This is a genomic window from Streptomyces yangpuensis, assembly GCF_024666385.1.
GTDB lineage: Bacteria > Actinomycetota > Actinomycetes > Streptomycetales > Streptomycetaceae > Streptomyces > Streptomyces yangpuensis.
In genome coordinates this window covers 4,747,167-4,773,752 of record NZ_CP102514.1, presented here as the reverse complement: position 1 = coordinate 4,773,752, position 26,586 = coordinate 4,747,167, and the positions used below count along the sequence as shown (strand labels likewise).

The following is a 26,586-nucleotide window of genomic DNA, read 5'->3' as shown; positions in this document are numbered from 1 at the left end:
CCCTCTTTCAGCTCACGAGACCCGGGAGGGTGGTTTCGTGGGCGGTGCGCAGGTCGCTCAGGGGGATGCTGAACTGGTTTTGGATGTCGACGGCGTGGCCGTCGGTGACACCGATGCGGGTGGCGGGCAGGCCGCGTGCGCCGCACATGTCGGTGAAGCGGAGTTCCTCGCTGCGCGGGACGGCGACGACGGCGCGGCCCGCGGACTCGGAGAAGAGGAAGGTGAAGGCGTCGAGGGTGTCGGGGACGATGAGGCGGGCGCCGGTGTTGCCGCGCAGGCAGGACTCGGTGATGGCCTGGATCAGTCCGCCGTCGGACAGGTCGTGTGCGGCGTCGATCATGCCGTCGCGGGAGGCGGAGATGAGGATGTCTCCGAGGAGCTTTTCGCGGTCGAGGTCCACGGCCGGCGGCATGCCGCCCAGGTGCTGGTGGATGACCTGGGACCAGGCCGAGCCGCCGAACTCCTCGCGCGTGTCGCCGAGGAGGTAGAGGAGCCGGCCCGGTTCGGTGAAGGCGATCGGGGTGCGGCGGTTGACGTCGTCGATCACGCCGAGGACGGCCACGACCGGGGTCGGGTGGATCGCGACGTCGCCGGTCTGGTTGTAGAGCGAGACGTTGCCGCCGGTGACGGGTGTGCCGAGCTGGAGGCAGCCGTCCGCGAGACCGCGGGTGGCCTCGGCGAACTGCCACATGACGCCCGGGTCCTCGGGGGAGCCGAAGTTCAGGCAGTCGGAGATCGCCAGGGGCTTGGCGCCGGTCGCGGCGACGTTGCGGTACGCCTCGGCCAGGGCCAGCTGCGCGCCCGTGTACGGGTCGAGCTTGGCGTAGCGGCCGTTGCCGTCGGTCGCCATGGCCACGCCGAGGTTGGACTCCTCGTCGATGCGGACCATGCCCGCGTCCTCGGGCTGGGCCAGAACGGTGTTGCCCTGCACGAACCGGTCGTACTGGTCGGTGACCCAGGACTTCGACGCCTGGTTCGGCGAGGCGACCAGGGCCAGGACCTGCGCGCGCAGCTCCTCACCGGTCTGCGGTCGGGGCAGTTTGCCGGCGTCGTCGGCCTGGAGGGCGTCCTGCCAGTCGGGGCGGGCGTAGGGACGGTGGTAGACCGGGCCCTCGTGGGCGACGGTGCCCGGGGGCACGTCCACGATCTGCTCGCCGTGCCAGAAGATCTCCAGGCGCTCGCCGTCGGTCACCTCACCGATGACGGTGGCGATGACGTCCCACTTCTCGCAGATCTCCATGAAGCGGTCGACGTGCTGCGGCTCGACGATCGCGCACATCCGCTCCTGCGACTCGCTCATGAGGATCTCCTCGGGCGAGAGCGTCGCGTCGCGCAGCGGGACGGTGTCGAGCTCGACGCGCATGCCGCCGGAGCCGGCCGAGGCCAGCTCGGAGGTGGCGCAGGACAGGCCGGCGCCGCCGAGGTCCTGGATGCCCGCGACCAGCTTCTCCTTGAAGATCTCCAGGGTGCACTCGATGAGGAGCTTCTCCTGGAAGGGGTCACCGACCTGGACGGCGGGGCGCTTCTTGGGCTTGCCCGTGCCATCGGCACTGTCAGACGCAGCGTCGAACGTCTCCGAGGCCAGCACGGACACCCCGCCGATGCCGTCCCCGCCGGTGCGGGCGCCGTAGAGGATGACCTTGTTGCCGGGGCCGGAGGCCTGGGCGAGGTGGATGTCCTCGTGCTTCATCACGCCGATGCAGCCGGCGTTGACCAGCGGGTTGCCCTGGTAGCAGGCGTCGAAGACGACCTCGCCGCCGATGTTGGGCAGGCCCAGGCAGTTGCCGTAGCCGCCGATGCCCGCCACCACGCCCGGCAGGACGCGCTTGGTGTCGGGGTGGTCGGCCGCGCCGAAGCGCAGCGGGTCCACCACCGCGACCGGGCGGGCACCCATCGCCAGGATGTCGCGGACGATGCCGCCGATGCCGGTGGCCGCGCCCTGGTAGGGCTCGATGTAGGAGGGGTGGTTGTGCGACTCCACCTTGAAGGTGACCGCGTAGCCCTGGCCCACGTCCACCACGCCCGCGTTCTCACCGATGCCGACGAGCAGGGCATCGTTCTGCGGGGCCTTCTCGCCGAACTGCTTCAGGTGGACCTTGCTGCTCTTGTACGAGCAGTGCTCGGACCACATGACCGAGTACATGGCGAGCTCGGCGCCGGTCGGGCGGCGGCCGAGGATCTCCCGGATCCGGGCGTACTCGTCCTCCTTGAGGCCGAGCTCCTTCCAGGGCTGGGAGGCGTCCGGCGTCTCACTCGCGTGCTTGACGGTATCGAGAGTCATCAGGCGTTGACCAGCTTCTTGAGAATCGACGTGAAGAAACCCAGGCCGTCCGTCTTCCCCGTACCGACCAGCGGCTCGACCGCGTGCTCGGGGTGCGGCATCAGACCGACGACATTGCCCTCGGCGTTGGTGATGCCCGCGATGTCCCGCAGCGAGCCGTTGGGGTTGACGTCCAGGTAGCGAAACGCCACCCGGCCCTCCGCCTCCAGCTCATCCAGCGTGCGCTCGTCGGCGACGTACCGGCCGTCCATGTTCTTGAGCGGGACCTCGATCTCCTGCCCCCGCGCATAGTCCGAGGTCCAGGCGGTCTGCGCGTTCTCCACCCGCAGCTTCTGATCGCGGCAGACGAAGTGCAGATGGTTGTTACGCAGCATCGCCCCCGGCAGCAGATGCGACTCGGTCAGCACCTGGAAACCGTTGCAGATCCCCAGAACCGGCATCCCGGCCCGTGCCTGCGCGATGACCGTCTCCATCACCGGCGAGAAGCGGGAGATCGCGCCGGCCCGCAGATAGTCCCCGTAGGAGAAGCCACCCGGCAGCACGACAGCGTCGACCTGCTGCAGACCCTTGTCCCGGTGCCACAGCGACACCGGCTCCCCGCCCGCCAGCCGGACCGCACGCAGAGCGTCCCGGTCGTCCAGCGTCCCCGGAAAGGTCACGACCCCGATCCGAGCGGTCACGACTCGACCCTCACGACGAAGTCCTCGATGACGGTGTTGGCGAGGAACGTCTCGGCCATCTCATGGATACGGGCAAGGGCGGCGTAATCCACCGGCCCCTCCACGTCCAGCTCGAAACGCTTCCCCTGACGGACATCCGCGATCCCCTCGAACCCCAGGCGGGGCAGTGCGCGCTGCACCGCCTGCCCCTGCGGGTCGAGGATCTCCGGCTTGAGCGTGACGTCGACTACGACGCGTGCCACTGGCACTCCTAACGCGAGAGTCTTCAGAAGGTTCAATCGGAAGAGGAAAAGTGACGCAATTCACTCTTCATCGAAGCCTGGAGGTAGCCATTAGGCGGAGGCCGGCGCCGGGAAGTCAAGCTTCTGCCGGGCGTTCGCCCCTCGCTTCAAAGTCCTTGAAAGTCACTGGAGTCGGGCCGGAGCCGTGCGGCACGCTTCATGCATCCGACGTCGCACGGTGTGCGTGGCGTAGGTCATGAAATCAACGGGGGAATTGACGCACATGGCAGAACCACAGAACGATTCACGTCCGGTCGCAGTGATCGGAGCAGGGCCTTCCGGCCTGGCTTCACTGAAGAGCCTCACCGATCTCGGCATCTCCTGCGTGGCCTACGAGTCCCACTCCGGTGTCGGCGGCATCTGGGACATCGGCAACGCGCGAAGCTCGGTGTACCAGAACACGCACACCATCACGTCCCGGGAGGTGACCGGGTACGCGGACCTCCCGATGGACCGGGCGCTCCCGGCGTACCCACGCCACGATCAGGTGCTCGGGTACCTCCGCCAGTACGCGGAGCGGTTCGACCTGCTGAAGCTGATCCGGTTCAACTCCGACGTCACCGGCGTCGAGCGGCTCACCGACGGCTGGCGGGTCACCACCGGCGACGGCGAGCAGCACGAGCACAGCGCGCTGATCATCGCCAACGGGCACAACTGGCACCCCTATCTCCCCGCCTTCTCCGGTAAGTTCGACGGGGAGCTCCTGCACAGCCGCGACTACACCAACGCGGCGGCGCTCACCGGCAAGCGCGTGCTGGTCGTCGGCGCCGGCAACTCCGGTTGCGACATCGCCGTCGAGGCCGCCGGGGTCGCGGACCACGTCGCCATCAGCATGCGTCGCGGCTACCACTTCTTCCCCAAGTTCATCTTCGGGAAGCCGGCGGACCAGGTCTCCGAGTCGAGCCAGCACCTGCGCCTGCCGCCCCCGGTGGCGCGCGCGGTGTACCGCACCATGCTCAAGCTGAGCATCGGGCGCCCGGAGCAGTTCGGGCTGCCGAAGCCCGACCACGAGCCGCTGGAATCGCCGCCGATCGTCAACTCGCTGCTGCCGTACTACTGCGCGCACGGCCGGGTGAAGGTCCGCAAGGCGCCCGTGCGTTTCGACGGGAAGTTCGTCGAATTCTCCGACGGGACCTCGGAGGAATACGACACCGTCATTCTCGCCACCGGTTTCCGGATTCACATTCCGTTCGTCGGCGAGGAACACCTCGACTGGGTCAAGGAGCGTCCGGACTTCTACCTCCTGGCCTTCTCGCCGCGCTACGACGACCTGTTCATCGCCGGTATGACCGACGGTACGGGAGGTCATTTCCCCACCGTGGAACTCCAGTCGCGCGTGATCGCCGGATATCTGGCGGCACGGAGGCGGGACCCCGAGGCGGCCCGCCGGTTCGACGACCTGAAGCGCAGCCGGAGCGTGGACATCACCGGCGGCATCAATTTCCTCGACTCCCGGCGCAACCTCACCCAGTTCGAACTCACCACGTATCTGCGCATCCTGCGCGACCACCTGGCGGTGCTGGGGGGCCAGGACACCACGTACGCACGGCGGCCCTCGCTGCTTCAGCAGGCGGCCGAGCTCCTCCAGGGAGGTCGCAAGTGAACACCGTCGGTGCGGCGCTGCTGAGCGACGTGCAGAAGGAGGTCCTCGACGAGGTCCTCGTGGGCGTCCCCTACAACAGCGCCTCCCAGTTCCACGAGTACTTCGGCACCAAGGCTGCCCCGCCGCGTTTCGGCCTGTCCTGCGCCTGGCAGTCCTTCACGGCCGGTCGCATGGTCATGGAGCGCTCCGGCATCACCGCCGAGTACCTGATCGACGGCCGCCATGTGGCCGCCGTCTACCGCACGCCGGACGGCCTGGTCATCCTCGACCCCTACCTGCTGCACGGCGAACCGTTGCGGCTCGACCGGGGCGCGGCCGTCGACGGCAGCGTACGGACGACGGTCGACGCCTATCCCTTCCGTGTGAAGGCGGACGGCACCCCCGCGCCGAGCCGGGTGCGGGCCACATGGAACCTGGCCGACGACTCCATCCGCCTCGACTACCTGCGGTACAGCCCGAGCCGCGGCCACAACACGGCCTCCCGGTCCTTCCTGCTGCGTCCCGAGTCCCGGCTCGGCACGGTGCCGCCGGCGGCCGACTTCGTACGGCGGCTGCTGGTCCACCCCGAGCAGCACAGCGTCTCCGTCCGGGTCCTGCACCCGGTCACCCGCGGGATGGCCGAGCTGATCCTCCCGCTGGCGGGACGCCCCGCAGGCCTCGCCGAGGACAGCCGCCTGATGCTGACCAAGGACAACCAGGGTGCCGTCGCCACCCACGGCGACGCCCGCTTCCAGCGCGATCTGGAGGTCGTCGCGGACGCCGTCGCGGCCTCCACCGACGATGTGGTCGCCTTCCTGCTGGAGGCGGCGGCCATCCACCGCGCCGCCGCCCCCGCCGGGCTCGACCTGGCCCCGTACTCCCTGGAGGACGAGTGACCGCCCTCGAAGCTCCGGGCGCGCCCCCGCTGACCCGCTCCTACTTCCTCGCGGGCACCATGCAGGGCGCCCGCACCGGATCGGACCTCGTCGACCAGACCTACCGCGAACGGCTGACCGAGGCCCTGCTGGCCCGCCGGCCCGGAGCCGTCGTCAACGACCCGGGCGTGGTGATGGCCGAGTGGCTGGCCGCCCACCCCGGCGCCCGCCCCGCACACGCGGCGCTCGCGGACCGCGCGGTGCTGCACCACGACCGGCTCGCTCCCGAACTGCGCCAGCTGACCGAGCTGTTCCACCACCTCACCGAGCTGGCCGCCGCCAGCGACGTGTGCGTGGCGTGGCTGCCGGGCCACGAGGCCAGCATGGGCACCGCGGCCGAGATGCTGTCGGCCCACCGCGCCGGGCGCACGGTCGTCTCGATCACCGACATGCGCCAGAACCTGGCGGTGCTCTCCTGCTCAACGGTCATCCTGCCGGATCTGGACGCCTTCACCGACTGGCTCGACGCGGGCGGGGACACGTCGTGAACGGCGACCGTATGGACGCGGACAAGCCCAGGGAAGCCTGCGGTGTCGCGGGCGTCTGGGGCCCCGCGGGCCACCACGCCGCCGTGGTGCGGGAGATGCTCGTCGCGCTCCAGCACCGCGGGCAGGAGAGCGCGGGCATCGCCGTCGGCACCGGGGACGCCCTGGTCGCCCGGCACGGCGCCGGGACCGTCTCCGAGGCCCTGCCGGACCTCGAGGGGCTGCCCCTCGGCCCGGTGGCGGTCGGCCACGTCCGGTACGCCACCCACGGCACGCGCGACGCGCTGGCCGGGGCGCAGCCGGTCGTGCTCGACCGGCCGCCGCTGGCCCTCGCCCACAACGGCACGCTCGTCGACCCGCACACCGCGCCGGGGGCGGACGCCGTCGACCTGGGCGAGTGGTTCACCGACAGCGAGCTGCTGACCCGTCTGCTGCTGGCCGCCCGCGCGCAGAAGGGCCTCGACACCGTGGCCGCGCTCCACGCGGTGCTCCCCGGGCTGAAGGGCGCCTACGCCCTGGTGGTGTCCGACGGGCACCGGCTGTACGGGGTCCGCGACCCGCACGGCTTCCGGCCGCTCGCGGTGGGCCGGCGGGGCGACACCTGGCTGCTGGCCTCGGAGACCGCCGCGATCACCGCCGTCGGCGGCGACGTGGTGCGGGAACTGGAGCCCGGCGAGGTGCTGTCGATCGGCCCGCAGGGCACGGCGAGCAGCCGGCTCGAGGTGCCCGACGCCAAGACCGCCGCCTGCCTCTTCGAGTACGTGTACTTCGCCCGCGCCGACTCCCACCTGTCCGGGCGCAGCGTCTACCAGGCGCGCTTCCGGGCCGGCCAGGCGCTCGCGGACCACGCCCCGGTGGACGGCTCGCCGCGGCCGGTGGTCGTAGCCACCCCGGAGACCGCGCGCGTCGCGGCCGACGGGTACGCCGAGCGCGCCGGACTGACCGTCGTCCAGGGGCTGTTACGGCCCGGCCAGGGCGGGCGCAGCTTCATCGCCCGCGACCAGGAGGCCCGCCACCACGCCGTACGGCGCAAGCTCAGTCCCGTCCCGGCGGCGGTCGCCGGCCGCCGGGTGGTCCTGGTGGACGACTCGCTGGTCCGCGGCACCACCATGCGCACCGTGGCGCGGATGCTCCGCGACGCCGGGGCGCTGGAGGTCCACCTGCGCGTCGCCTCACCGCCGTACCGCTGGCCCTGCTTCTACGGCATCGACACCGGGCGCCCCGAGGAACTGCTCGCCGCCCGGCTGTCGATGACGGAGCTGGCCGGGCAACTGGACTGCGACAGCGTGGCGTTCCTGTCGCTGGACCGGTTGCTCGAAGCCGCCGGGGGCGACCGCTCCGGCTACTGCACCGCCTGCCTGACCGGCCGCTACCCGACCGCCACCCCCGCCGGGGCCTTCCCCGCGCCGGCCTGCGCCACCGGGCCGGTGGCCGCCGCGCCGGGCGCCGGCACCACCACCGCCCTTGCGTCCCAAGGCACCGCCGAATGAGGAGAACCCCAGCAGTGAACACGCCCACCGAGGCGACCGCCACCCGCGCGCCGGCCGAGGCGCACACCGGCCGGGATGCCCGCACCATCGTCGAAGCCCTCATCGCCCGCGCCCAGGGCCCGGACGCCGACCGCGCCCTGGTCACCGCCCTGGACGCGGCCGGCGAGGTGATCGAGACCCTGACCCCCGTCGAACTCGACCGGCACGCCCGCGCACTCGCCGCCGCACTGCGCCGGACCGGCCGCCCCGGCGACCGGGTGATCGTCCCCGCCCTGCCGGGGCTGGACTTCCACATCGGCTTCCTGGGCTGCCTGTACGCCGGCATGATCGCCGTACCGGTGCCCGCCTTCCGCGCCGCGGCCAGGACCGGCACCACCTCCCGCGCCGAGCGGCTCTCCGCGATCTGCGGCGACTGCACGCCGTGCGCGGTGCTCGTCTCCACCCAGCAGGACGCCCAGGACGCCGGCGACGATCTGGCGCCCGGCGTGGAGTGGGTCGCCGTGCGCCGCCCGGAGGGCGAGCCGGGCGACACCTCCGCCCTGCCCGACCCGCTGGCGCTCGACCCGGCGGCCACCGCGCTCCTCCAGTACACCTCCGGATCCACCGGCGACCCGCGCGGTGTCGTCGTCGGCCACGGCAACCTGGTGGCGAACCAGGCCGCCATGCGCGACCGCTGCGAGGTGGAGCCCACCACCACCATCGTCAGCTGGCTGCCGTTCTTCCACGACATGGGCCTGTGCACGGCGGTCGTCCTGCCGCTGGTGTCCGGTGCCACCACCGTCACCATGGAACCGGCCACCTTCGTGCGCGACCCCCGGGTGTGGCTGCGCGCCATCTCCGCCGAGGACGACGTCTTCACCGCCGCGCCCGACTTCGCGTACGACATCTGCGTCAACCGGATACCGGCGCAGGAGCGTGCCACGATCGATCTGTCGACGTGGCGGGTCGCCGTCAACGGCTCCGAGCCCGTGCGCGCCGCCACCCAGCGCCGGTTCGCCGAGGCGTTCCGGCCGAGCTTCTTCCGCGAGGAGGTCTTCTCGCCCGGCTTCGGCCTCGCCGAGTGCACTCTCGCGGTGAGCCTGACGCCCTCGCTGGTGCCGACCGTCGTGGGCCTCTACGACCGCGAGGCGCTGGCCGAGGGCAAGGCGGTGGTGACCACCGTCGCGGACGAGGGCATCGAGCTCGTCGGCTGCGGGACGGTGGTGGACGACGTGCGCGTCGCCATCGTGGACCCGCAGACGCACCGGCCGCTGGCCGACCGGGTCGTCGGCGAGATCTGGGTGGACTCCCCGGGCAACTGCGGCGGCTACTGGCGCCGCGAGGAGGAGTCGGCGGGTATCTTCGCCGCCCGCCTCGCCGGTACGGACGGTGACGAGTCCGGGCGGACCTACGTCCGTACCGGCGACCTCGGGTTCCTCGACGGCGGCGAGCTGTTCATCACCGGCCGGATCAAGGACGTGCTGATCATCGGCGGCGAGAACTACTTCCCGCAGGACGCCGAGGCCGTCGCGCTGGACGCGCACCCCGCCTTCGCCCAGCAGCGGGCCGCCGCCTGGCCGTTGAGCGAGGACGACAAGGGCGTGGCGGTGGTCGTGGAGACCATCGAGCGCGACCCGGAGGTTTTGGCCGTCGCCGTACGGGCGGCCGGCATCGCTGTGGCGAAGGTCCTGCCCACCGCGGTCAGCGTCTACGCCGTACCACGCAACAAGGTGCCCCGCACCACCAGTGGCAAGATCCGCCGGCGGGCCTGCGCCGAGCAGGTGACGTCCGGCCGCCTCCAGCCCCTGGCCCAGTGGTCCAGCCGGCGCACGGGCGGTGCCGCGTGAGCGCCGTACGGAGCACCGAGCGGGAGGCCTTCACCCGGGAGGCCGTGACGGAACGGCTGAAGCAACTGCTCGCCGAGCTGCTGGAGATGGAGCCCTCGGATCTCGACGACGAGGTGCCGCTGAGCGCCTTCGGCATCGACTCCATGACCAGCTCCGTCCTCGTCTCCGGCGTGGAGAAGTGGTGCGGCGCACAGTTGGAGAGCGCCGGCGCCCTGGGCAGCCTGACCCTGACCGAAGTGGCAGACGAGGTCGTGGCCCTGCTGCGACCGCTTCCCGAAAGGAATTGACACCATGGCACTCGACGCATTCGGGTTCCTCTTCACCGGACGCGGGCTCGACCCGGAGCGCGACCGCACGGTGATCGAGCGGGACGGGTTCCGTGCCGTGATCGTCGGTATGGCCGACCCGGCACAGGGGCCCGAGGTCGCGGCCGCGCTGGTGGACGAGGGCATTCAGCTCATCGAGCTGTGCGGTGGCTTCGGACCGGTGTGGACGGCCAAGGTCATCGAGGCCACCAAGTCCCGGATCCCGGTCGGTTCGGTCGGGTACGGACCGGAGTCCATCGACGGCATGGCCGCGCTCTTCCCGCCGCAGACCGGCTGAGCCCGGCCGCACACCCGCCCCGGGGCGGCGCCCACGCGCCGCGCCCCCACCCCGGGGCCGGGCACCGGCGGCGGCGCGGGGGGACCCGCCCACGCTCCCCCCGCGCCGCCCGGCCGCACCGGAGCCGCCGCACCCGAGCCGCCACGCCCGGCGCCGCCCGACCACCCGGGCCGCCCCTCCACCCGGGCCGCCGTGCTCGTCCGCACCCGAGCCGCCGCGCCCGTCCGCACCCCACCGCACCCGAGCCGCCACCCGGCGCCGCCCGACCACCTGGGCCGCCGTGCTCGGCCCACCCGGCCTCCAGCCGGGCCGCCCGCTCCGGCCGCCCGCCCGGTCCGCCCTGCTCCCCGTACCGCCAGGACGCCCCGGGCCCCGGGGCCCGATCTCCTGCCGGACCTCCTCCACGCGACCTTCCCCCGGGCCCCGGAGGAGGCCCGGCAGGCCCTTCGCCGTGTCCGCCGCCCCGCGCAACGACGAGATGGATCACCATGAACCGCGCCGAATTCCACGAACTGCGCGTGCTGGCAGCCAGCCGTCCCGCGCTGCCCCTGCTGCTGCACGCCGGCCGATTGGCCCGCCCCCTGAAGCGCATCCCGCGCATCGGCTGGGTGACCGCCGACGCGGCGACGGCGCGGTCCGTCCTCACCGACCCCGAGCACTTCACCGTCCTGGACCGCGGCGGCGTCGGCCGGCTGTGGGCCCAGCTCCTCGGCGACTGGGTCGACGACCTCTTCGAAGGCGAAGGCCACCGTGCCCTGCGCACCGCCACCCGCGACCTGTTCGGCGAGACGACCGCCCGCGCCCTGGTGGACCGCGTCATCGGAGCCAGGCTGGCCGAGACCCGCATCCGGCTCGCCTCCGGCCGCCCCGTCGACGTCGCCGCCCTGGGCCGTACGCTCGTCGGCCGCATCGTCACCGAGCTGCTGCGGGTCCCCGTGGCCGGCACCGACGACGCCGCGTACGAGAAGGTCTTCGCCACCGCCCGCGAACTCGCCGCCATCTCCCTGGAGGCCGCCGGCGGTGCCGAACTCACCGACGAGACCGTCGCCCGGGGCCGCCGCGTCGTCGCCCGCCTCACCGGACACGTCGAGGACGAGTGGCGCACAGGCTCCACCGAGCACCTCGTCGGCCGCTGCCGCGAAGCCGGCCTGGACGCCCACCAGACCGCTGGGATGGCCGCCCTCGTCGGGGTCGCCGCGACCGAAACGGCGGCCAGCGCCATCACCCGCACCGTCGCCCTGCTGCACGACACCGGCGATCAGCACCGCCTGCTCGCCTCACCCGAACTCGTCCCCGACGCGGTCCGCGAAGGACTGCGCGTGACGGCCCCCGCTCCCGTCATCGGCAGAACCGTACGCGGTGACGTCCGCCTCGCCGGCCGCACGCTCCGGGCCGGAGAACGCATCACCCTGCTCAACTACACCGCCAACAGCCTCACCGGAGGCTTCCGGCTCGGCCGGCCACCGGAGCCGGCCAACCGGGAGCTGTGGTTCGGCGCCGGACGGCACCGCTGCCTCGGCTCCGCGATCGCCCAGGCGGAGATCGGCCGGACGCTGGAGACCCTCGCCGGCGTCGGCCGTCCCTGGCGGATCGTCGAGCGACGCTACAGCCGCCGCGTGGTCATCCCCACGTACGAGCGGCTCACCGTGACACTCGTCTGACGGGAGACCAGTCCATGCCCGCATCCCACGCCCGGCTCGCCGGAGTCGCCGTACACCTGCCGGAGACCCTGCGCACGGTGGCCGACACCGAGAGCCTCGTCGCCGCCGCCTCCACCGGCTTCCGCCCGCCGCCCGGCCTCGTCACCCGGCTGACCGGCGTACGGCAGACCCATGTCATGCCCGACGACTGGCAGGCGTCCGACGTCGCCGCCGCCGCCGCGCGCAAGCTGCTCGCCGACACCGGCACCGACCCCGGCGACATCGACCTGCTCCTGTTCGCCGCGGCCAGCCAGGACATGATCGAGCCCGCCACCTCGCACATGACCGCCGACCGTCTCGGCCTGCGCTGCCCCGCCTTCGACGTCAAGAACGCCTGCAACAGTGTGCTCAACGCGCTGGAGACCGCGCACGCGCTCATCGCCCAGGGCCGCTACCGCCGCATCCTCATCGCCTGCGGCGAGTCCCCCTCCCGGGCGGTGCGCTGGTCGGTGCCCGACCTGCGCACCTACCTCACCTCGATACCGGGCTACACCCTGTCCGACGCGGGCGCCGCCCTGCTCGTCGAGGCGTCCGCCGAACCGGGCGTCATCGGCTGCGGGTTCGCCGCCGACTCCGCCTCCTGGAGCGTCGGCACCCTGCCCTCCGGGGGCTCCGCCCACCCGCGCGGCGAGGAGCACACCTACTTCCGCCTCGACGGCGTGGGCCTGCGCCGCGCCTTCGAACGGCTCGGCTCCCAGGTTCTCGACGACACCCTGGAGCGGCTCGGTCTCGGCTGGCACGACATGGCCGCCATCTGCGTCCACCAGGTGTCCGAGCCGTACCTCGAACAGCTCGCCGACCGGTTCGGCCTGCCCCTCGACAAGATCCCCGTCACCATCACCGAACACGGCAACGCCGCCTCCGCGAGCCTGCCCCTCCAGCTGCTGCGGGCGCGCGAGAGCGGCCGGGCCGCCCCCGGCGACCTGGTCGCCCTGGTGGGTCTCGCCGGCGGCATCAGCATGGGAATGAGCGTGATCCGGCTGTGAATCTCTGGGTGGTGGTCCCCGCGTACAACGAGGCCCACGGCATCACGGCGACGCTCCGCGCGCTCGCCTCCCAGACCGACGGGGACTTCTCCCTCGTCGTCGTGGACAACAACTCCACGGACGGCACCGCCGATGTCGTCCGGTCCTTCCCGTTCCCCGGCGACGTGCACGTCGTCCACGAGACCCGCAAGGGCACCGGCGCCGCGGCCGACACCGGCATGCGGTACGCCATCGCCCACGGTGCCACGCACCTCGCCCGCACCGACGCCGACTGCCTTCCGGCGCCCGACTGGACCGCCCGCATCCGCGTCGCCTTCGGCACCGGACTGCAACTGATCGCAGGGCGGTTGAGGCCCCGCACCGACGAGTCGCCGCTCCCCCCGCTGCGCCGCACCGCGCTCGTCGCCGCCACCGAGGTCGCCGCCCTGTTCGGCCGGTTCCGGCCCGGGAACCGGGGCGCCGGCTACCTCGGCCCGTACATCATGGCCCCCGGCTGCAACATGGCGATCACCGCCCGGTTGTACGTCCGCGCCGGAGGCTTCCCCCGCACCGCCATCGAGGAGGTCCACGAGGACCGGGCCCTGGTCAACGCGGTACGGCTGCTGACGACGGCGTACGGCCTGCGCAGGGACGTACGGGTCAGGGGCTCCGCCCGCCGGGTGCGCGAATGGGGCCTGCGCCGGACCCTGGGCTGGTACGCGGACCACCGCTACCGCCCCGAGGTGGTGGACATCCGATGACCACGCTCGCCACCGTCCCCGACGCCGGCTGGCAGCGGTGGGAGCACCGGGTGCAGACCTCCGCCCACCCGGTCGCCTACCGCCTGCTCCGCTCCATCGCGGCCCGCGGCCCGGTGGTACGCGTCCCGCGCGTCGGCGTCGTCGTCAGCGACGCGGCCCTCGCACGCGACGTCCTCTGCGACACCACGCACTTCACCAAGACCGGGCCCGGCTCCCCGTCCGACCTGTGGACCCCGGTCCTCGGGCCCGCCGTGCTGCTCAACATGGAGGGACCCGACCACACCGCGCTGCGCCGCCGCCTCTCGGGCCTCTTCACCCCCGGGTACGTCACCGGGCTCTGCGACCGGGTGCTGGCCCAGCCGCTCGCCGGCCTCACCCGGCGGCTCGCGGCGGGCGAGGAGGCCGACCTCGTCGCCGTCGCCAAGTCCTGCGCGGGCGCCGCCATCTGCGAGATCACCGGCATGCCGGCCGAGCCGGAGCGGTTCGCCGCCGCCCACGCGGACGCCTCGGAGGTCACCAAGGCGGTACGGCTGTGGCGGCACTCCCTGCCCCCGCGGCAGATCCGGCACGCCCGCGAGGTGCTGGGGCGCCTCACCGCCTCCGCCGTGGACGCCTACCGGCGCGGGGGCGACGACACCCTGCCCGGCCGGCTGCGCGGCCTCGGCCTCACCGAGGAGGAAGCGCGCGGCGCGGTCGGCGCGTTCCTGCTCACCGGCACCGAGACCCTGGTGTCCTTCATCCCCCGGCTCATCGCGATCTGCCACGACACCGGCCTCCTCGACCGGCTCCGCGACGGCACGGCCGACACCGCCGCCGTGATCGAGGAGGCCCTCCGGGTCACCGTCCCCTCGCCCGTGATGCTCCGCAGCGTCGCCCGGGCCACCGAGGTCGGCGGAGTGCCCGTGGCCCCCGGCGACCGGGTCGTCGTCGCGACCCTGCTGTGCGCCGCCGCGTACGGCGGGTTCGACCCCGGCCGGCCCCACCCGCCGGAGCTGCGCCGGCTGTGGTTCGGCGCCGGACCCCACTTCTGCATCGGCATGCCGCTGGCCATGGCGCAGATCCGCGCGGTACTGGACGCGGTCCTCGCCGCCGGGCCGGTCGTGGTCGCCGGCCGCCGCACCGCCCGCCGGGTGCTGATCCCCGGATACGCCCGGCTCACCCTGACCCGACGGAGCGCGCCGTGACCGACACCCCGCACACCACCGGACCCGGCACCACCGATGTGCTCACCGCGCTGATGGACACTGCCCGCCGGCGCGGCGACGCCCCGGCGCTCACCGGCCCCGGCGGGCCCACGCTCAGCCACCGTCAACTCGCCGACGCCGTGCTGGCCACCGCGCACGGGCTGCGCGAGGCGGGCATGGCACCCGGGGAGCGAGTGCTGTTCTCCGTACGCCCCGGTCCCGATGGCGTCGTCCTCGCCCTGGGCATCATCGCGGCGGGCGCCACCGTCGTCTTCATCGACCCGGGCGCCGGTCCCGAACTGTTCGCCGCCCGCAAGGAGCTGGCCGCCCCCCGCTGGGCCGCCGCCGAGTCACTGCTGTACGCCGCCGCCCGCTACGGCCGCCCGCTGGCCCGCCGCCGGGGACTGCTGCTGCCGGACTACCACCGGCTCGGCCTGCGCCACATCCACGCCGGCCGCAGACTGCCCGGCGTGCCCGCCGGAGCGCTCTCCGCGCGGCGGCTCGCCGCCGGACCGGCCGGGGCCTTCCGGCCGCGACCCGCGCCCGGCCAGGAGGCGCTGGTCGTCTTCACCTCGGGCACCACCAGCGCCCCCAAGGCCGTGGTGCACACCCGCGGTTCCCTCGGCGCCGGCCTGGCCGGCTGCGGACACGCCCTGCGGATGGGCGACGGCGACACCGTGCACACCGACCAGCTGATGCTGGGCATCCCCGCCCTCATCACCGGCGCCCACTGGACCATGCCCCCGTACGGCTTCGCGCCCGCCGCCGACCCCGTGCGGTACGCCGCCGGGCTGCACGGCGCCACCCACACCTTCTGCGTACCGGCCGACCTGCCCACCGTCCTCGACGCCGTCGAGCGGGGCGAGGCGACCGTGCCCACGACCCTCCGGTACCTGGTCCTCGGCGGCGCCCCGGTCCTTCCCGGGCTGCTCCGCCGCGCCGCCCGCACCCTGCCGGGCGTCACCGTCCTCGCCGTGTACGGGATGACCGAGATCCTGCCCGTCGCCGTCGCCACCGGTGCGGACAAGCTCGCTTACGACGGCCCCGGTGACCTGCTCGGCACCCCGCTGCCCTCGGTGACCGTCCGCACCGCCCCGGACGGCGAACTGCTGGTGTCCGGACCCAACCTGTGCCGCGGCTACCTCGGCCGTCCCCCCATGGAACAGCACGCCACCGGCGACCTCGCCCGGCTGGAGGACGGGCGACTGGTCCTGCACGGCCGCAAGAAGGACATGCTCATCCGGGGCCGCACCAACATCTACCCCGGCCTGTACGAACCCGCCATCACCGCCCTGCCCGGGGTGGCCGAGGCGGTCATCGTCGGTGTCCCCGACGACTACGGCGACGAACGCGTCGTCCTCGTCCTCGTCCCCGAACGGCCGGGCACCGCACCGGAGTCGCTCGCCGACCGGGTCCGCAGCCGGCTCCCCGCGCTGCTCGACGCCGCCGTGCTCCCCGACGACGTGGTGGTCCTGGACCGCGTCCCCGTCGCCGGCCGCTCCCGCAAACCGGACCGCGACGCGCTCCGCGACCGGCTGCGCCGCGGCGCCGCCCGGGGGACGGAGCCGGTGCGATGAGGATCGCCGTCACCGGCGCACGCGGCTTCGTAGGCGGCGCGGTCTGCCGCGCGGCGGCCGAGCGCGGCTGGACCGTCCACGCCCTCACCCGCGCCGACTGGGACCTCACCACCGGCCGGTGGGCCGACGCCCCCCGGGTCGACGCGGTGGTGCACGCGGCGGCTGCCGTGAGCGACTGGGGCGCCCCCGGCCCGGTGTGGAGGGCCAACCTCGCCGGCACCCGGCACGTCGCCGCATCCTTCCCCGGCACCCGGCTGGTCCACATCTCCACCGCAAGCGTGTACGACCCCTTCCGTCCGACCGTCCACGCCGACGAGTCCGAGGCCCCCGTCCGCCGCTACCTCACCCCGTACGCCGCGTCCAAAGCCGCCGCCGAACGCGCCCTCGACGGGCGCCCCGACACCGTGGTGCTGCGCCCGCACGCCGTGTACGGCCCGGGCGACCGGACCCTGCTGCCCCGGGTGCTCGGCGCCGTGCGCGGCGGCTCCCTGTTCCTGCCCGGCGACGGCACGGCCGCGCAGTCCCTCACGCACATCGGCAACCTCACCGCCGCCGCGCTGCGTGCCTGCGACCCCGCCGCCCCGCCCGGCACCTACAACGTCGCGGACGCCGAGCCGGTACCCGTGGGAGAGGCGCTGCGCGAGCTGCTGGCCGCGCGCGGCATCCGGGTACGCCTGCGATGCCTGCCCGCCCGGGCCGCGGACGCCGCCGCCGTGGCAGCCGAGACCGCGTGGCGGCTCGCCCGGCGGCCCAGCCCGCCGCGGCTCACCCGCTACGCGATCAGCCATCTCGCGGTGGAACGCACCCTCGCCCTGGGCGCCGCGCGCCGGGACCTCGGCTTCGACCCGGCGCCCACCTCCTTCGACGGCGCCGGCGCGTGGTGACCCGCCGTCCCGCACTCCCCCGAAAGGCATGACCGTGACCTCTGACACCGGTGCGAGCTACGCGGCCGCGGGCGTCGACATCGAAGCGGGAGACCGCGCCGTCGAGCTGATGAAGGAGTGGGTGAAGAAGACGCAGCGCCCCGAGGTCCTCGGCGGCCTCGGCGGTTTCGCCGGCCTCTTCGACGCCTCCGCCCTCAAGCGGTACGAGCGCCCGCTGCTGGCCTCGGCCACCGACGGGGTCGGCACCAAGGTGGACATCGCCCGCCAGCTGGGCGTGTACGACACCATCGGCCACGACCTGGTCGCGATGGTCATGGACGACATCGTCGTCTGCGGCGCCGAACCGCTCTTCATGACCGACTACATCTGCGTCGGCAAGGTGCACCCCGAGCGTGTCGCCGCGATCGTCAAGGGCATCGCCGAGGGCTGTGTCCTCGCCGGCTGCGCCCTGGTGGGCGGCGAGACCGCCGAGCACCCCGGTCTGCTGGGCCCGGACGACTTCGACGTCGCCGGTGCGGGCACGGGCGTCGTCGAGTACGACCGCCTGCTCGGCGCCGATCGCATCCGTACGGGGGACTCGGTGATCGCGATGGCGGCCTCCGGTCTTCACTCCAACGGGTACTCGCTGGTGCGGCACGTGCTGCTGGAGCGGGCGGGGATGCGTCTGGAGCAGCGGGTGGAGGAGCTCGGCCGGACCCTCGGCGAGGAGCTGCTGGAGCCCACCAAGATCTACTCGCTGGACTGCATGGCCCTCACCCGGACGGCCGAGGTGCACGCGTACTCGCACATCACCGGCGGCGGCCTCGCGGCCAACCTGGCCCGGGTGATCCCGGACCACCTGCACGCCACCGTCGACCGTGCGACCTGGACGCCCGGCGCGATCTTCGACCTGGTCGGCAAGGCCGGGCAGGTGGAGCAGCTGGAGCTGGAGAAGACCCTGAACATGGGCGTCGGCATGATGGCCGTGGTCCCGCAGGAGTCGGTGGACGTGGCCCTGACCGCGCTGGCCGACCGGGGCGTGGACGCCTGGGTGGCGGGCGAGATCCTGGACCGCGGCGACCACACCACCGGAGCGTCCCTCACCGGCGCCCACCCGGCCTGACGCGAACCGCCGCCGGGAAATGCCCCGCAACCTCCGTCAGTTGCCCGGTAGGGACTGATGGCGGGAGTTCTGATGTCGACGATGACGTACGGCTCCGCCTGCTCACGGTGCGCCTTCTCTGTGAGGGCGTTGGCTTGGGCAACTGAGAGCCGCCACGGAGATGACCACCGGGGCGACCTGGACCGATGAGTCACTCATGGCCGGATGCTGGGCGCGTGGCCGGTCATGGCGCGGCAAGTTGCCGAAAGCCACCGGACCGGTTTCATTGGCTCTCCGGGTTGGGCTGCGGCCCGCTACCGTGAAGCCATGACCGCACTGCCCGACTGGATGCGCCCGCCGCGCGCGGAAGGCTGGTTCGCGGAGGACCTCGACCGCCTCCCCGAGGCACCCCGCCACACCGAGCTGATCGACGGAGCCCTCGTCTTCATGATGTCGCCACAGAGGTGGTGGCACGGCCACCTCGTCACTATGCTCACGGTCGCCCTCATGGAACAGGTGCCCGCCGACACCAGAGTCGGCCGCGAGATGACCATCAAACTCGACCCGCGCAACCGTCCCGAACCGGACCTGCTGGTGACGACGGCCGACTTCGACGGTGACCGCACCTGGTTCGCGCCAGAGGACGTCCAGCTTGTCATCGAAGTCGTCTCCCCCGAGTCCGCCCATCGCGATCGCACAGTAAAGCTCCGCAAGTACGCGGAGGCCGGCATCCCGCACTACTGGTGCATCGAGGACGAGGACGGAGCACCCGTCGTCCACGTCTACGAGCTCGACGAACCCACCGGCGCCTACGCGCCCGCCGGGATCTTCCGGGGCACCCTCCAGCGCCCGGTGCCCTTCGAGATCAGCCTGGACCTCGACAAACTCACGCCGCCCCGAAGCAGCTGAGAGTCAGCACGGGAATGCAGAAGGGGGCGGACTCGAACGGAGTCCGACCCCTTCTGCTGCAGAGCTGCGACCTGCGGAAACGTCGTTTCGGAGGGCCCCTCCCAGTACCATCACGGCACGGCGGTCAGTAGTGGTACCGAGCCGCAAGGATGATGATCTCTTTCTCCGTCACCAGGTAGACGAGGCGATGCTCGTCGTCGATCCGCCGCGACCACGCGCCGGGCAGGTGGTATTTCAAAGGTTCGGGCTTGCCGATCCCTGAGAACGGGTCACGTCTGACGTCCTCGATGAGCTTGTTGATCCGGGCGAGCATCTTGCGGTCGCTCTTGAGCCCGGACGTGTAGTCCTCCCAGCCCTGATCCTCAAAGACAAGCCTCACGCGGCACCGGCACCCGCGTCCGCCGAGTCCGGATCGATCAGCTCGCGCTCCGACACATTGATGTTTGCCAGGGCGTTCTCGTACGCCTTGAGCAGCCGGCGGGCGTTCACCGGAGAGCGCAGCAGGTACGACCCCTCACGCAGGGCCGCGTAGTCCTCGGCCGAGACGAGCACGGCGTTGCCGTGCTTCGAGACGATCTCGATGGCCTCGTGGTTCTCGTTGACCTTCTTGATCAGCGGAAAGAGTTCCCTGCGGGCTTCGCTGGCGGTTATGGACATGACCTGACCTCTTCCCCGAAGTGGTACCTAATGACGTACCAGTACCGACACCCCTCGCGCAGGGTGATCCAGCCAGGGATGGCGCTGCACATCCTGGCCAAGCCGACCGAGCTGGAGACCGACCCTCTCGGCTTCACCACCACCGCACTCGTGTCACAGCCGGAACGGCGCCGTCTTCGCGTCGGCGACTACCGCGTCGTCCACACGATCGACAACGGCGAGCTGGTGATCTGGATCGTTCACGTGGGACGCCGGTCCACCGTGAACGAGACCTGATCACCTGCTGACTCCGCGTCAGAATATCCAGCACCCACCCAGCACGGTGACGACGAAGGGGCCGGACTCGACGGAGTCCGACCCCTTCATCTGCACACTCGATCGATCACATCATGTGCAGTGAGTGCACGACTACACGTTGAAGCGGAACGTTCAGGACAGCGCTCCCACCTGCGAAAACGCGGTTCTCGGAGCCCTTATCCAGCACCCATCCAGCACGGTGCAAGTTCATCCAGCACATCCAGCACGCACGAGCGCGACGAACGCCCGCGGCCCGCGAAGCGTTGTGTACACATGCGACACTCGGTACGCTTGAGCGCATGACGCAGCCTCTACCCATAGAGTCCATCCGAGACGTGCGGGCACACCTCGCCGAGGTCGTGGAGCGCGCCGACCGCGACGACGTACCCACCGTGATCACGCGCCGCGGCAAGGAAGTCGCCGCCGTCGTCTCCATCGAGGTGCTGCGCAAGTACCAGGAGTGGGAAGAGCGCGAGATCAATCGGATCATCGACGAGCGCATGGCCAACCCCGCACCCGGCATCCCGATCGAGGACATCATGAGGGAGACGCTGGCTCGCAGTGAGTGAGTACCGAACCGTCTTCCGCCCCGAGGCGCAGGCTGAGCTTCGGAAGATCCCGCGCGAGATGGCACTGCGCATCCTGGCCAAGCTGACCGAGCTGGAAAGCGATCCGCTCGGCTTCAACACCACCGCACTCGTGTCCCAGCCAGACCGCCGGCGACTACGGGTTGGCGACTACCGCGTCGTCTACACGATCGACAACGGGGAACTGGTGGTCTGGGTCGTTCACGTGGGGCACCGGTCCACCGTTTACGACACCTGACCACCGCTGACCACACGTCAGAATATCCAGCACCCATCCGGCACGGTGATGACGAAGGGGTCGGACTCGACAGAGCCCGACCCCTTCTGACTTGCACGTTTGCCTCAGCACCTCACGTGCAGTATGCGTACGACTACACGTTGAAGCGGAATGTCTGCGGCCCGATCGTGACCTGCGACGGAGCCCCCTCCAGGGCTCTGACCTGGGATTTCCCAGTTGGCATGCGTTGGCTCCCGACGGCCGTTTACGAGTGTCCCGCGGACTGGCTGCGGACTGGCCGGGCCTGCGGAGGCCGAGAAATCCATGGCGCACCGGCCGGACCTGCAACGAGACTGCGCAGGTGAGCGACCGCTACCCCTGTCCCTGCTGCGGGCACCTCGTGCTCGACGCCATGCCCGGCTCCTACGAGATCTGCCCCGTCTGCTTCTGGGAGGACGACGGGGTCCAGTTCCGCTGGCCGACCATGGACGGCGGAGCGAACAAGGTCTCCCTGATCGAGGCCCAGCGGAACTACCAGGACTTCGGCGCCTGCAAGCAGCGCGTCCGGCAGTACGTCCGCCCTCCCGCCGAGGACGAGTCACTCGACCCCGCCTGGCGCCCCATCGACCTGACGCGCGACTCCTTCGAGGACTGGGACTCGGACGAACGCGCCCCGTGGCCCGACGACCGCTCGGTGCTCTGCTGGTGGCTCCACACCTTCTGGCGCCGCGACCATCCGACGTCATGACCTCCCACATCGAGCGACTCGTCCAGCAGCTCGACGGCGATGCCGGCGTGTCCTACGACGCCCGCGCGGAACTGATCTGGCTCGGCTCCGCCGCCACCCCCGCCATCGTCGACGGCCTGCCCTCCCTCGGCGGCTTCGGACAGCTGACCGCCATCGAGGTCTTCCAGGAGGTGAGCGACCCGCGCTGCGGACCCGCCCTCATCAGACTGCTGGACAGCGACAACCCGACCGTCCGCGAATGGGCGGCCGTGGCCCTGGCGGGCCTGGAGATCGACGGTGCGGTCGAGCCCCTCCGTCGCGCCTACCGCGCCTGCCTGGAGCGGGCCACCCCGCCGGACTGGACCGAGCCCGACGGCATCCGCTGGGCCCTGACGGAACTCGGTGCCCGCAGCCCTGTCGTCCCCTCCCTGACCGCCCGCCTGCGCGCCCATGCCAGAGCGGACTGCCCCGGCTGGCCCTCCGCCCACTTCACGGCGATCATCAACGACCTGGCCGACCACGCCCAGCTGATCCTCTACTCCCAGTTCTGGCGGGTGGACGCCGGCCGCACGTACTGCGTCTCCGGCCCGGGCATCGACTGGCAGCTCGACTGGAGCGCGCCCTGGGAGCACCTGGTAGAAGAGGCCCGCGCCTGGTCCCTGCTGGAAGCCTCCGAAGCCCCCGTTGGCGACAACGTCTTCGTCGCCCCCACCTGGATCGACCGTACCGACCTATACCCGGAGAGGTGACGATGCCATCCCAGCACCCCAAGGAAACCGGCTACGGCTACGTGATCGAGCGCTACGTCACGAGGAAGGACTCGGACCACCCGCGCTACCTCGAACTGAACAGCGCGCGCGTCCTGCGGCCGGGGTGGCCGCACGCCAAACGCTTCGCCCGCCACCTGATCGACGACGCCGCCACCATCACCGACGCCGAACTGGAAGCCCTACTCGCCTACGAATGGCGCTCGCGCCTCACAGCCGCCTGGCTGATCGGTATCGATCGCCGCGAATCGTTCCGCAAGCGCATCGGCGACCTGCTCCTGGCCAGCGAGGTCTGCTACTCCGGCGGCGCCTACTGCTTCGCCTTGGCCCGCTTCGGCACGCACGCGGACGCCGAGATCCTGACTACCTACCTCGACCGCTATCTCCCCCGCACCGACCTGCACTACGACCAGCCCGACGCACTTGGCGCCCTCCTCCACCTCGACGCCCGCCTCGGGACCAACCACGCCGACCGCTTCACGGAGCCCGACGGCCTCTGGGACCACTGGGGCAAGGGCGTGGGACGCCTCGGCTACCCCAGCCACACCCCGGCCGAGCTGCGCCGCTGGACAGACCTCCACTGCGACTTCGCCAACGGCTGGTCCCGCCCGTAATCGGGGTGCATCGGCCCCCGAGCCCTCCATTGGCCATGCCACCGCTCATTCCACACCAGGTAAGAGCGGTATTGAGCCAAACCCACACCAGGAGGAACGCTCTGTCAGACGATGGAGGTAGGCGAGAGCGGCGACATGTGGAGACAGGGGAAACCATGCGCGTTGACGTACGGGTGACGGCAGAAGCTGACGAGCTGCGCTCACTGCACAGTTGGCTTCGGGAAGATATAAATATCCGCAGGTCGTCCTCACTGACGCTCCGGGAGCAGCCTCCCGCGCCCGGGCAGATGGGCGGTCTGGTGGACGTCATCCAATTGGTGACCGACAACGGCTGGAGCGCCGCCTCCTTCGTGGTGGCGCTGGCGGCTTGGAAACGAACGAGGCCCCAGGACCCGCGGATCGAGATCAGGCGAGGTGACACCGTGATCGTTCTTACCCAGTGCAGCGATGACGAGATCGACCGTGTCGTCCGAGCTCTTGAAACTCCGGCCGAAGATGAGGCACCAGAGGCGTGAGCGCCCTGCCTGATCCTGGCGCGACCCGCGCTGTGCTGATAGGCACCAGTCGCTATGACCACCTTGAGCCACTGCCTGCGGTGTCCAACAACCTGACGGCTTTGGCCGCGGCACTGGCAGAACCCTCCTCCTGGGGTTTGCCGCCGGAACACTGCGTGACCCTCTCCAACCCCACGACTGCTGAGATGACCATGGCCGCGGTGCGGGCGGCAGCCGAGCAAGCGCGTGACACCGTGCTCGTCTACTTCGCGGGTCATGGGCTGGTCGACCCGGAACATGACCTCTATCTGGCCATGCCGCAGTCCAGGCAGCAACAGGTCGAGACCGGGCTGCCATATCGGTGGCTACGGCAGGCGCTCCTGACCGGCCGGGCCGAGCGATGTGTTGTCATCCTCGACTGCTGCTACAGCGGCCGTGCCCTCGGGTCGATGGGTGGCCCGGCAGATCTGGCCGATCAGGCATCCGTCGAGGGAACATTCCTGCTGGCCGCTGCCGCAGAAACGCGCCCAGCGCTTGCCCCACCCGGTGAGCCGTTCACCGCCTTCACCGGAGAGCTCCTGGACACCCTTCAGATGGGCATACCCCACGGACCTGAGCTGCTGGAGTTCGGCGCCCTGTACCGACACATGCGCATCAGCTTGGCGGCCAAGGGGCGTCCCGCACCACAGGCGAGAGACAGGAACACGGGAGCGCAACTGGCTCTCGGCCGCAACCCTGCTTACCTGCCGGCAACGGGGTCCGCTCCTCCCGCCGACAAGAACCGCGCGTCAGAACGCTCCTGGCCCAGTCCCTCGGGCATTCGCACTGTCAAGGGCTTCTTCAAGGCGTTGTCAGACGTTCGCGTCACGAGCGGTCTCACCCATCAGACGGTCAGCCAACGTTCTGGTGGGCGCGTCTCAGCCGGCACCGTCAGTCGGCTCTTGAATCGCGAGAGCCTGCCCAAGACCTGGCAGACCACAGCGGCGTACCTGTCTGCCTGCGGCGTACCGGATACGCAGGTCGCGGAGTGGCAAGCCGTGTGGATGCGGTTGCTAACAGAGACAACGATCGATGCAGCGGACCGGCCCACCGTCCCCCGGCCGAGTCAGAAACACACCACGCTGCTGGAGCGATTGGCGGGGCGAGTATCCCGACGAAACGACCGCAGCTGAGATACCCGTTCAGGGAGTAGCTGCGGCGGTCGGGAGCGGCTGCTGCGGAGCCGGAGCAGGCGCCGCGCTGTCATCACCGAAGACCGTGTTCCAAGCAGCGATGGCCAGCAACGCAGCGACGACGATGACACCCGTCGCAGGCTTCTTCACCTGCTTGACGGCTGATGGCCGCACCCAGTGCCCTGCCCGGTAGTAAGGCTTGTCGCTCTTCTGCGCCACTGCGCTCTCCCCCGACGAGACTGCTTCTCTGAACCTTCGCCAGTGTGGCAGCGTCCAGCCCAACGAGGGGGCAAACGATTACGTGCGGCTGATTCTGAACCAACCGGGTCCGGCTCAACTGGCCTGCCATGGGGTCCCTGTTGTCCAGTGACACTCACGGCCAGGCCAGCGTCAGGAGGTACGTAGCGCCTCCGGCAAGAAGCGATCAATCTCCGCGCTACTGAAGGTCATGTCCTCGTCGATCTGCAGGGCTCGCTGAGCGGCCCGGTAGGCACGGCTCGACGTGTCGGGCGCCAGCCGATAGATGTGGTTCAACTTCTCGAGCAGTTCGTCCCTGCGGCGCGGGATGTCCACCACCTGCGGATCGCTTTGTATGTCGGTGAGCAGGTGCAGGTAAAGCTCCCGGATGTACCAGAGTTCCTTGGCAGCAGCCCTATGCTGCTCAGCGACCTTCTCCGGCGTGAAGCTGAGCTGGAAGATGGTGAAGGCCAACGCCAGGGCAGATGCAAAACTGCTGATGTAGAGAAGGGTCCGCTCGTTCGTGATCACGGAGGTCAGCAGCGTCCCGGAGGTCAGCGTCAGCAGAATGATGTTGATCCACTTCGCCCGCTCAGCCTTGGTGGCCTCCAGCTCCCGGGCCTTCTCGTGGGTCTTGTGTGAGTAGACGACGCGGCCGAAGCCTTCCCGGATGGACTGGACGTTCGCTGCGTGTCCAGTAGCCGAGCTAGAACTCATACTGACCCCCGAAAATCTTGCGCCACTCCATTGCGGCGCTGAGCTGCTTGTCGGCCAGCTCATACTCACATGCCTTGACCGCCCGCCCGTGGGCGCTCTGCGCCTTGCTCAGCCAGGCGTCACCGTACTGCTTCTTTTCACTGGTACCGGGGATCGTGTGCCAGGAGTTGGCCTTCTTGATGAGCTCAGCAAAGAAGTCCCGCACCATCCAGTCGTAGTAGGTCGTGGACGACTGGGCGTGCTCCCACCCCTTCAGGAACTCCACGCCTCGAAGTTCCAGGACCAGCGACTTGATGGGGACCGAGCAGTGGGTCTGCCACACCTTCATCATCTGGATGAGATTGCGGGTGTTGCCGTTGGTCTTGGCGTCGGAGTCTTGAACGAAGGCGATCTCTGCGTTGTGGTCGACATGCTGCCAGCTGCCACCGTCGTGGGTATTGGGCACGATCATCCCGCCACCTCGCCGATGCCAGCCGGGCAGGACCTCCACCTTGTGTCCGGTGGAGAAGTCGACGACTACAACCTGGCCGTCGCCGCCGATTTCGGTCCGCGGATAGCGCTGCAGGAGAAGGCGCCGAACGTCTTGCAGAAGCGCCGACTGCCCGTTGTAGGTGTACTTGGTATATCGGTCGTACTCGTGGACGGGCATGAAGAACAGGACGTCGACATCCCTCGGCGGGCGTACCGCCGTGCCCTTCCCGTACGAGCCGATGACCATCCGCCAGGCATCGGTGTACGGTGCGTTGCTGTAGTGCCCTTGCAGTTTGCGGGCGATAGCGTTCACGCTCGTCAGGGCGGCTGCGCGGTGATCATTCGTCACGTTGATGTTCTTCAGAAAACTGTCGAACCTGCTCGCCGTACTCAAGGGCCCCCCTT

At 70.9% G+C, this 26,586-nt stretch carries 31 protein-coding genes; 23 read left to right on the top strand and 8 right to left on the bottom strand.

The genetic code is table 11. The features are described from left to right. Positions 1-7 precede the first annotated feature (7 nt). From purL to purS, 3 genes are read right to left on the bottom strand one after another with little or no spacing between them, the layout of a single operon-like run. Positions 8-2,281, bottom strand: a complete 2,274-nt coding sequence (gene purL / locus NRK68_RS22030; protein ID WP_257856511.1) for a phosphoribosylformylglycinamidine synthase subunit PurL — start codon at positions 2,279-2,281, stop codon at positions 8-10. Beyond that, on the bottom strand, positions 2,281-2,961 hold the full coding sequence (gene purQ / locus NRK68_RS22025; protein WP_257856510.1) for a phosphoribosylformylglycinamidine synthase subunit PurQ: 681 nt from the start codon (positions 2,959-2,961) through the stop codon (positions 2,281-2,283). The genes purL and purQ overlap by 1 nt, the downstream gene beginning before the upstream one ends. Then, the gene (gene purS, locus NRK68_RS22020; RefSeq protein WP_183069777.1) at positions 2,958-3,203 is read right to left on the bottom strand and encodes a phosphoribosylformylglycinamidine synthase subunit PurS; all 246 of its coding nucleotides are present in this window, start codon (positions 3,201-3,203) and stop codon (positions 2,958-2,960) included. Before purS ends, purQ begins: the two co-directional genes overlap by 4 nt. Positions 3,204-3,465: 262 nt before the next feature. Between purS and NRK68_RS22015 the strand changes: the two genes are divergently transcribed. The 15 genes from NRK68_RS22015 (at position 3,466) to NRK68_RS21945 (ending at position 19,224) form a co-directional block, all read left to right on the top strand. Continuing rightward, a complete protein-coding gene (locus tag NRK68_RS22015) occupies positions 3,466-4,845 on the top strand; it encodes a flavin-containing monooxygenase (protein ID WP_183069778.1) in 1,380 nt (459 codons plus the stop codon). Beyond that, positions 4,842-5,720 (top strand): hypothetical protein, encoded by an 879-nt coding sequence (locus tag NRK68_RS22010; protein ID WP_257856509.1) that lies wholly within the window; start codon positions 4,842-4,844, stop codon positions 5,718-5,720. Before NRK68_RS22015 ends, NRK68_RS22010 begins: the two co-directional genes overlap by 4 nt. Beyond that, positions 5,717-6,247, top strand: coding sequence for a hypothetical protein (locus NRK68_RS22005; RefSeq protein WP_183069780.1), 531 nt, complete (start codon positions 5,717-5,719; stop codon positions 6,245-6,247). Before NRK68_RS22010 ends, NRK68_RS22005 begins: the two co-directional genes overlap by 4 nt. Then, positions 6,244-7,734, top strand: a complete 1,491-nt coding sequence (gene purF / locus NRK68_RS22000; RefSeq protein WP_257856508.1) for an amidophosphoribosyltransferase — start codon at positions 6,244-6,246, stop codon at positions 7,732-7,734. The genes NRK68_RS22005 and purF overlap by 4 nt, the downstream gene beginning before the upstream one ends. A 14-nt stretch (positions 7,735-7,748) precedes the next feature. Next, positions 7,749-9,560: a fatty acyl-AMP ligase gene (locus NRK68_RS21995; protein WP_257856507.1), complete on the top strand. Its 1,812-nt coding sequence runs from the start codon at positions 7,749-7,751 to the stop codon at positions 9,558-9,560. Beyond that, complete coding sequence (locus tag NRK68_RS21990; RefSeq protein ID WP_183069783.1) at positions 9,557-9,847, top strand: acyl carrier protein; 291 nt, start codon at positions 9,557-9,559, stop codon at positions 9,845-9,847. Before NRK68_RS21995 ends, NRK68_RS21990 begins: the two co-directional genes overlap by 4 nt. A gap of 4 nt (positions 9,848-9,851) precedes the next feature. Beyond that, a complete protein-coding gene (locus tag NRK68_RS21985; protein WP_183069784.1) occupies positions 9,852-10,163 on the top strand; it encodes a DUF6506 family protein in 312 nt (103 codons plus the stop codon). Positions 10,164-10,651: 488 nt separating this feature from the next. Next, the gene (locus NRK68_RS21980; RefSeq protein ID WP_257856506.1) at positions 10,652-11,824 is read left to right on the top strand and encodes a cytochrome P450; all 1,173 of its coding nucleotides are present in this window, start codon (positions 10,652-10,654) and stop codon (positions 11,822-11,824) included. Positions 11,825-11,838: 14 nt separating this feature from the next. Further along, positions 11,839-12,849, top strand: a complete 1,011-nt coding sequence (locus NRK68_RS21975) for a 3-oxoacyl-ACP synthase III family protein (protein WP_257856505.1) — start codon at positions 11,839-11,841, stop codon at positions 12,847-12,849. Continuing rightward, entirely contained in the window at positions 12,846-13,589 is a 744-nt protein-coding gene (locus NRK68_RS21970) for a glycosyltransferase family 2 protein (RefSeq protein ID WP_183069787.1), read from the top strand. The genes NRK68_RS21975 and NRK68_RS21970 overlap by 4 nt, the downstream gene beginning before the upstream one ends. Further along, entirely contained in the window at positions 13,586-14,773 is a 1,188-nt protein-coding gene (locus tag NRK68_RS21965; protein ID WP_183069788.1) for a cytochrome P450, read from the top strand. The genes NRK68_RS21970 and NRK68_RS21965 overlap by 4 nt, the downstream gene beginning before the upstream one ends. After that, positions 14,770-16,350 carry a class I adenylate-forming enzyme family protein gene (locus NRK68_RS21960; RefSeq protein WP_257856504.1) on the top strand — a complete coding sequence of 527 codons (1,581 nt, stop codon included), beginning with the start codon at positions 14,770-14,772 and terminating at the stop codon, positions 16,348-16,350. Before NRK68_RS21965 ends, NRK68_RS21960 begins: the two co-directional genes overlap by 4 nt. After that, entirely contained in the window at positions 16,347-17,234 is an 888-nt protein-coding gene (locus tag NRK68_RS21955) for an NAD-dependent epimerase/dehydratase family protein (protein WP_183069789.1), read from the top strand. Before NRK68_RS21960 ends, NRK68_RS21955 begins: the two co-directional genes overlap by 4 nt. 34 nt (positions 17,235-17,268) lie before the next feature. Next, positions 17,269-18,336: a phosphoribosylformylglycinamidine cyclo-ligase gene (gene purM, locus NRK68_RS21950; RefSeq protein WP_257856503.1), complete on the top strand. Its 1,068-nt coding sequence runs from the start codon at positions 17,269-17,271 to the stop codon at positions 18,334-18,336. Between the two features lie 306 nt (positions 18,337-18,642). After that, positions 18,643-19,224 carry a Uma2 family endonuclease gene (locus NRK68_RS21945; RefSeq protein ID WP_183069748.1) on the top strand — a complete coding sequence of 194 codons (582 nt, stop codon included), beginning with the start codon at positions 18,643-18,645 and terminating at the stop codon, positions 19,222-19,224. Between the two features lie 124 nt (positions 19,225-19,348). On the opposite strand, the gene NRK68_RS21940 is transcribed toward NRK68_RS21945, so the two are convergent. After that, on the bottom strand, positions 19,349-19,603 hold the full coding sequence (locus NRK68_RS21940) for a Txe/YoeB family addiction module toxin (RefSeq protein ID WP_183069749.1): 255 nt from the start codon (positions 19,601-19,603) through the stop codon (positions 19,349-19,351). Continuing rightward, complete coding sequence (locus tag NRK68_RS21935; protein ID WP_183069750.1) at positions 19,600-19,881, bottom strand: type II toxin-antitoxin system Phd/YefM family antitoxin; 282 nt, start codon at positions 19,879-19,881, stop codon at positions 19,600-19,602. The genes NRK68_RS21940 and NRK68_RS21935 overlap by 4 nt, the downstream gene beginning before the upstream one ends. A gap of 30 nt (positions 19,882-19,911) precedes the next feature. On the opposite strand from NRK68_RS21935, the gene NRK68_RS21930 reads away from it, so the two are divergent. The 8 genes from NRK68_RS21930 to NRK68_RS21895 all read left to right on the top strand — a co-directional run bounded on the left by NRK68_RS21930 (position 19,912) and on the right by NRK68_RS21895 (position 24,756). Further along, positions 19,912-20,157 (top strand): type II toxin-antitoxin system RelE family toxin, encoded by a 246-nt coding sequence (locus tag NRK68_RS21930; RefSeq protein ID WP_183069751.1) that lies wholly within the window; start codon positions 19,912-19,914, stop codon positions 20,155-20,157. A 320-nt stretch (positions 20,158-20,477) separates the two neighbouring features. Continuing rightward, entirely contained in the window at positions 20,478-20,747 is a 270-nt protein-coding gene (locus tag NRK68_RS21925) for a type II toxin-antitoxin system Phd/YefM family antitoxin (RefSeq protein ID WP_007266282.1), read from the top strand. Further along, positions 20,740-21,003: a type II toxin-antitoxin system RelE family toxin gene (locus NRK68_RS21920; protein ID WP_144381307.1), complete on the top strand. Its 264-nt coding sequence runs from the start codon at positions 20,740-20,742 to the stop codon at positions 21,001-21,003. Before NRK68_RS21925 ends, NRK68_RS21920 begins: the two co-directional genes overlap by 8 nt. A 340-nt stretch (positions 21,004-21,343) precedes the next feature. Continuing rightward, the gene (locus NRK68_RS21915) at positions 21,344-21,730 is read left to right on the top strand and encodes a CPCC family cysteine-rich protein (protein ID WP_257856501.1); all 387 of its coding nucleotides are present in this window, start codon (positions 21,344-21,346) and stop codon (positions 21,728-21,730) included. Beyond that, the gene (locus NRK68_RS21910) at positions 21,727-22,458 is read left to right on the top strand and encodes a HEAT repeat domain-containing protein (protein WP_257856500.1); all 732 of its coding nucleotides are present in this window, start codon (positions 21,727-21,729) and stop codon (positions 22,456-22,458) included. The genes NRK68_RS21915 and NRK68_RS21910 overlap by 4 nt, the downstream gene beginning before the upstream one ends. A 2-nt stretch (positions 22,459-22,460) precedes the next feature. Further along, positions 22,461-23,090 carry a DUF6000 family protein gene (locus NRK68_RS21905; protein ID WP_257857902.1) on the top strand — a complete coding sequence of 210 codons (630 nt, stop codon included), beginning with the start codon at positions 22,461-22,463 and terminating at the stop codon, positions 23,088-23,090. Positions 23,091-23,245: 155 nt separating this feature from the next. Next, positions 23,246-23,605: an effector-associated constant component EACC1 gene (locus tag NRK68_RS21900; RefSeq protein ID WP_257856499.1), complete on the top strand. Its 360-nt coding sequence runs from the start codon at positions 23,246-23,248 to the stop codon at positions 23,603-23,605. Next, complete coding sequence (locus tag NRK68_RS21895; RefSeq protein ID WP_257856498.1) at positions 23,602-24,756, top strand: caspase, EACC1-associated type; 1,155 nt, start codon at positions 23,602-23,604, stop codon at positions 24,754-24,756. The genes NRK68_RS21900 and NRK68_RS21895 overlap by 4 nt, the downstream gene beginning before the upstream one ends. A gap of 9 nt (positions 24,757-24,765) precedes the next feature. Here NRK68_RS21895 and NRK68_RS21890 read toward each other — a convergent pair whose 3' ends face one another. The 3 genes from NRK68_RS21890 to NRK68_RS21880 all read right to left on the bottom strand — a co-directional run bounded on the left by NRK68_RS21890 (position 24,766) and on the right by NRK68_RS21880 (position 26,575). Further along, positions 24,766-24,975: a hypothetical protein gene (locus tag NRK68_RS21890; RefSeq protein WP_159041215.1), complete on the bottom strand. Its 210-nt coding sequence runs from the start codon at positions 24,973-24,975 to the stop codon at positions 24,766-24,768. Between the two features lie 171 nt (positions 24,976-25,146). Next, complete coding sequence (locus NRK68_RS21885) at positions 25,147-25,710, bottom strand: SLATT domain-containing protein (protein WP_257856497.1); 564 nt, start codon at positions 25,708-25,710, stop codon at positions 25,147-25,149. Continuing rightward, positions 25,700-26,575, bottom strand: coding sequence for an SMODS domain-containing nucleotidyltransferase (locus tag NRK68_RS21880; RefSeq protein ID WP_257856496.1), 876 nt, complete (start codon positions 26,573-26,575; stop codon positions 25,700-25,702). Before NRK68_RS21880 ends, NRK68_RS21885 begins: the two co-directional genes overlap by 11 nt. Positions 26,576-26,586: the final 11 nt, after the last annotated feature.

Coding starts and splice junctions, on each gene's coding strand:
- NRK68_RS21910 (WP_257856500.1), top strand. CDS start 21,727: ATGACCTCCCACATCGAGCGACTCGTCCAGCAGCTCGACGGCGATGCC.
- NRK68_RS21980 (WP_257856506.1), top strand. CDS start 10,652: ATGAACCGCGCCGAATTCCACGAACTGCGCGTGCTGGCAGCCAGCCGT.
- NRK68_RS21975 (WP_257856505.1), top strand. CDS start 11,839: ATGCCCGCATCCCACGCCCGGCTCGCCGGAGTCGCCGTACACCTGCCG.
- NRK68_RS21965 (WP_183069788.1), top strand. CDS start 13,586: ATGACCACGCTCGCCACCGTCCCCGACGCCGGCTGGCAGCGGTGGGAG.
- NRK68_RS21900 (WP_257856499.1), top strand. CDS start 23,246: ATGCGCGTTGACGTACGGGTGACGGCAGAAGCTGACGAGCTGCGCTCA.
- NRK68_RS21955 (WP_183069789.1), top strand. CDS start 16,347: ATGAGGATCGCCGTCACCGGCGCACGCGGCTTCGTAGGCGGCGCGGTC.
- purL (WP_257856511.1), bottom strand. CDS start 2,281: ATGACTCTCGATACCGTCAAGCACGCGAGTGAGACGCCGGACGCCTCC.
- NRK68_RS21930 (WP_183069751.1), top strand. CDS start 19,912: ATGACGTACCAGTACCGACACCCCTCGCGCAGGGTGATCCAGCCAGGG.
- NRK68_RS21905 (WP_257857902.1), top strand. CDS start 22,461: ATGCCATCCCAGCACCCCAAGGAAACCGGCTACGGCTACGTGATCGAG.
- NRK68_RS21885 (WP_257856497.1), bottom strand. CDS start 25,710: ATGAGTTCTAGCTCGGCTACTGGACACGCAGCGAACGTCCAGTCCATC.
- NRK68_RS21935 (WP_183069750.1), bottom strand. CDS start 19,881: ATGTCCATAACCGCCAGCGAAGCCCGCAGGGAACTCTTTCCGCTGATC.
- NRK68_RS21925 (WP_007266282.1), top strand. CDS start 20,478: ATGACGCAGCCTCTACCCATAGAGTCCATCCGAGACGTGCGGGCACAC.
- NRK68_RS22015 (WP_183069778.1), top strand. CDS start 3,466: ATGGCAGAACCACAGAACGATTCACGTCCGGTCGCAGTGATCGGAGCA.
- NRK68_RS21945 (WP_183069748.1), top strand. CDS start 18,643: ATGACCGCACTGCCCGACTGGATGCGCCCGCCGCGCGCGGAAGGCTGG.
- NRK68_RS21985 (WP_183069784.1), top strand. CDS start 9,852: ATGGCACTCGACGCATTCGGGTTCCTCTTCACCGGACGCGGGCTCGAC.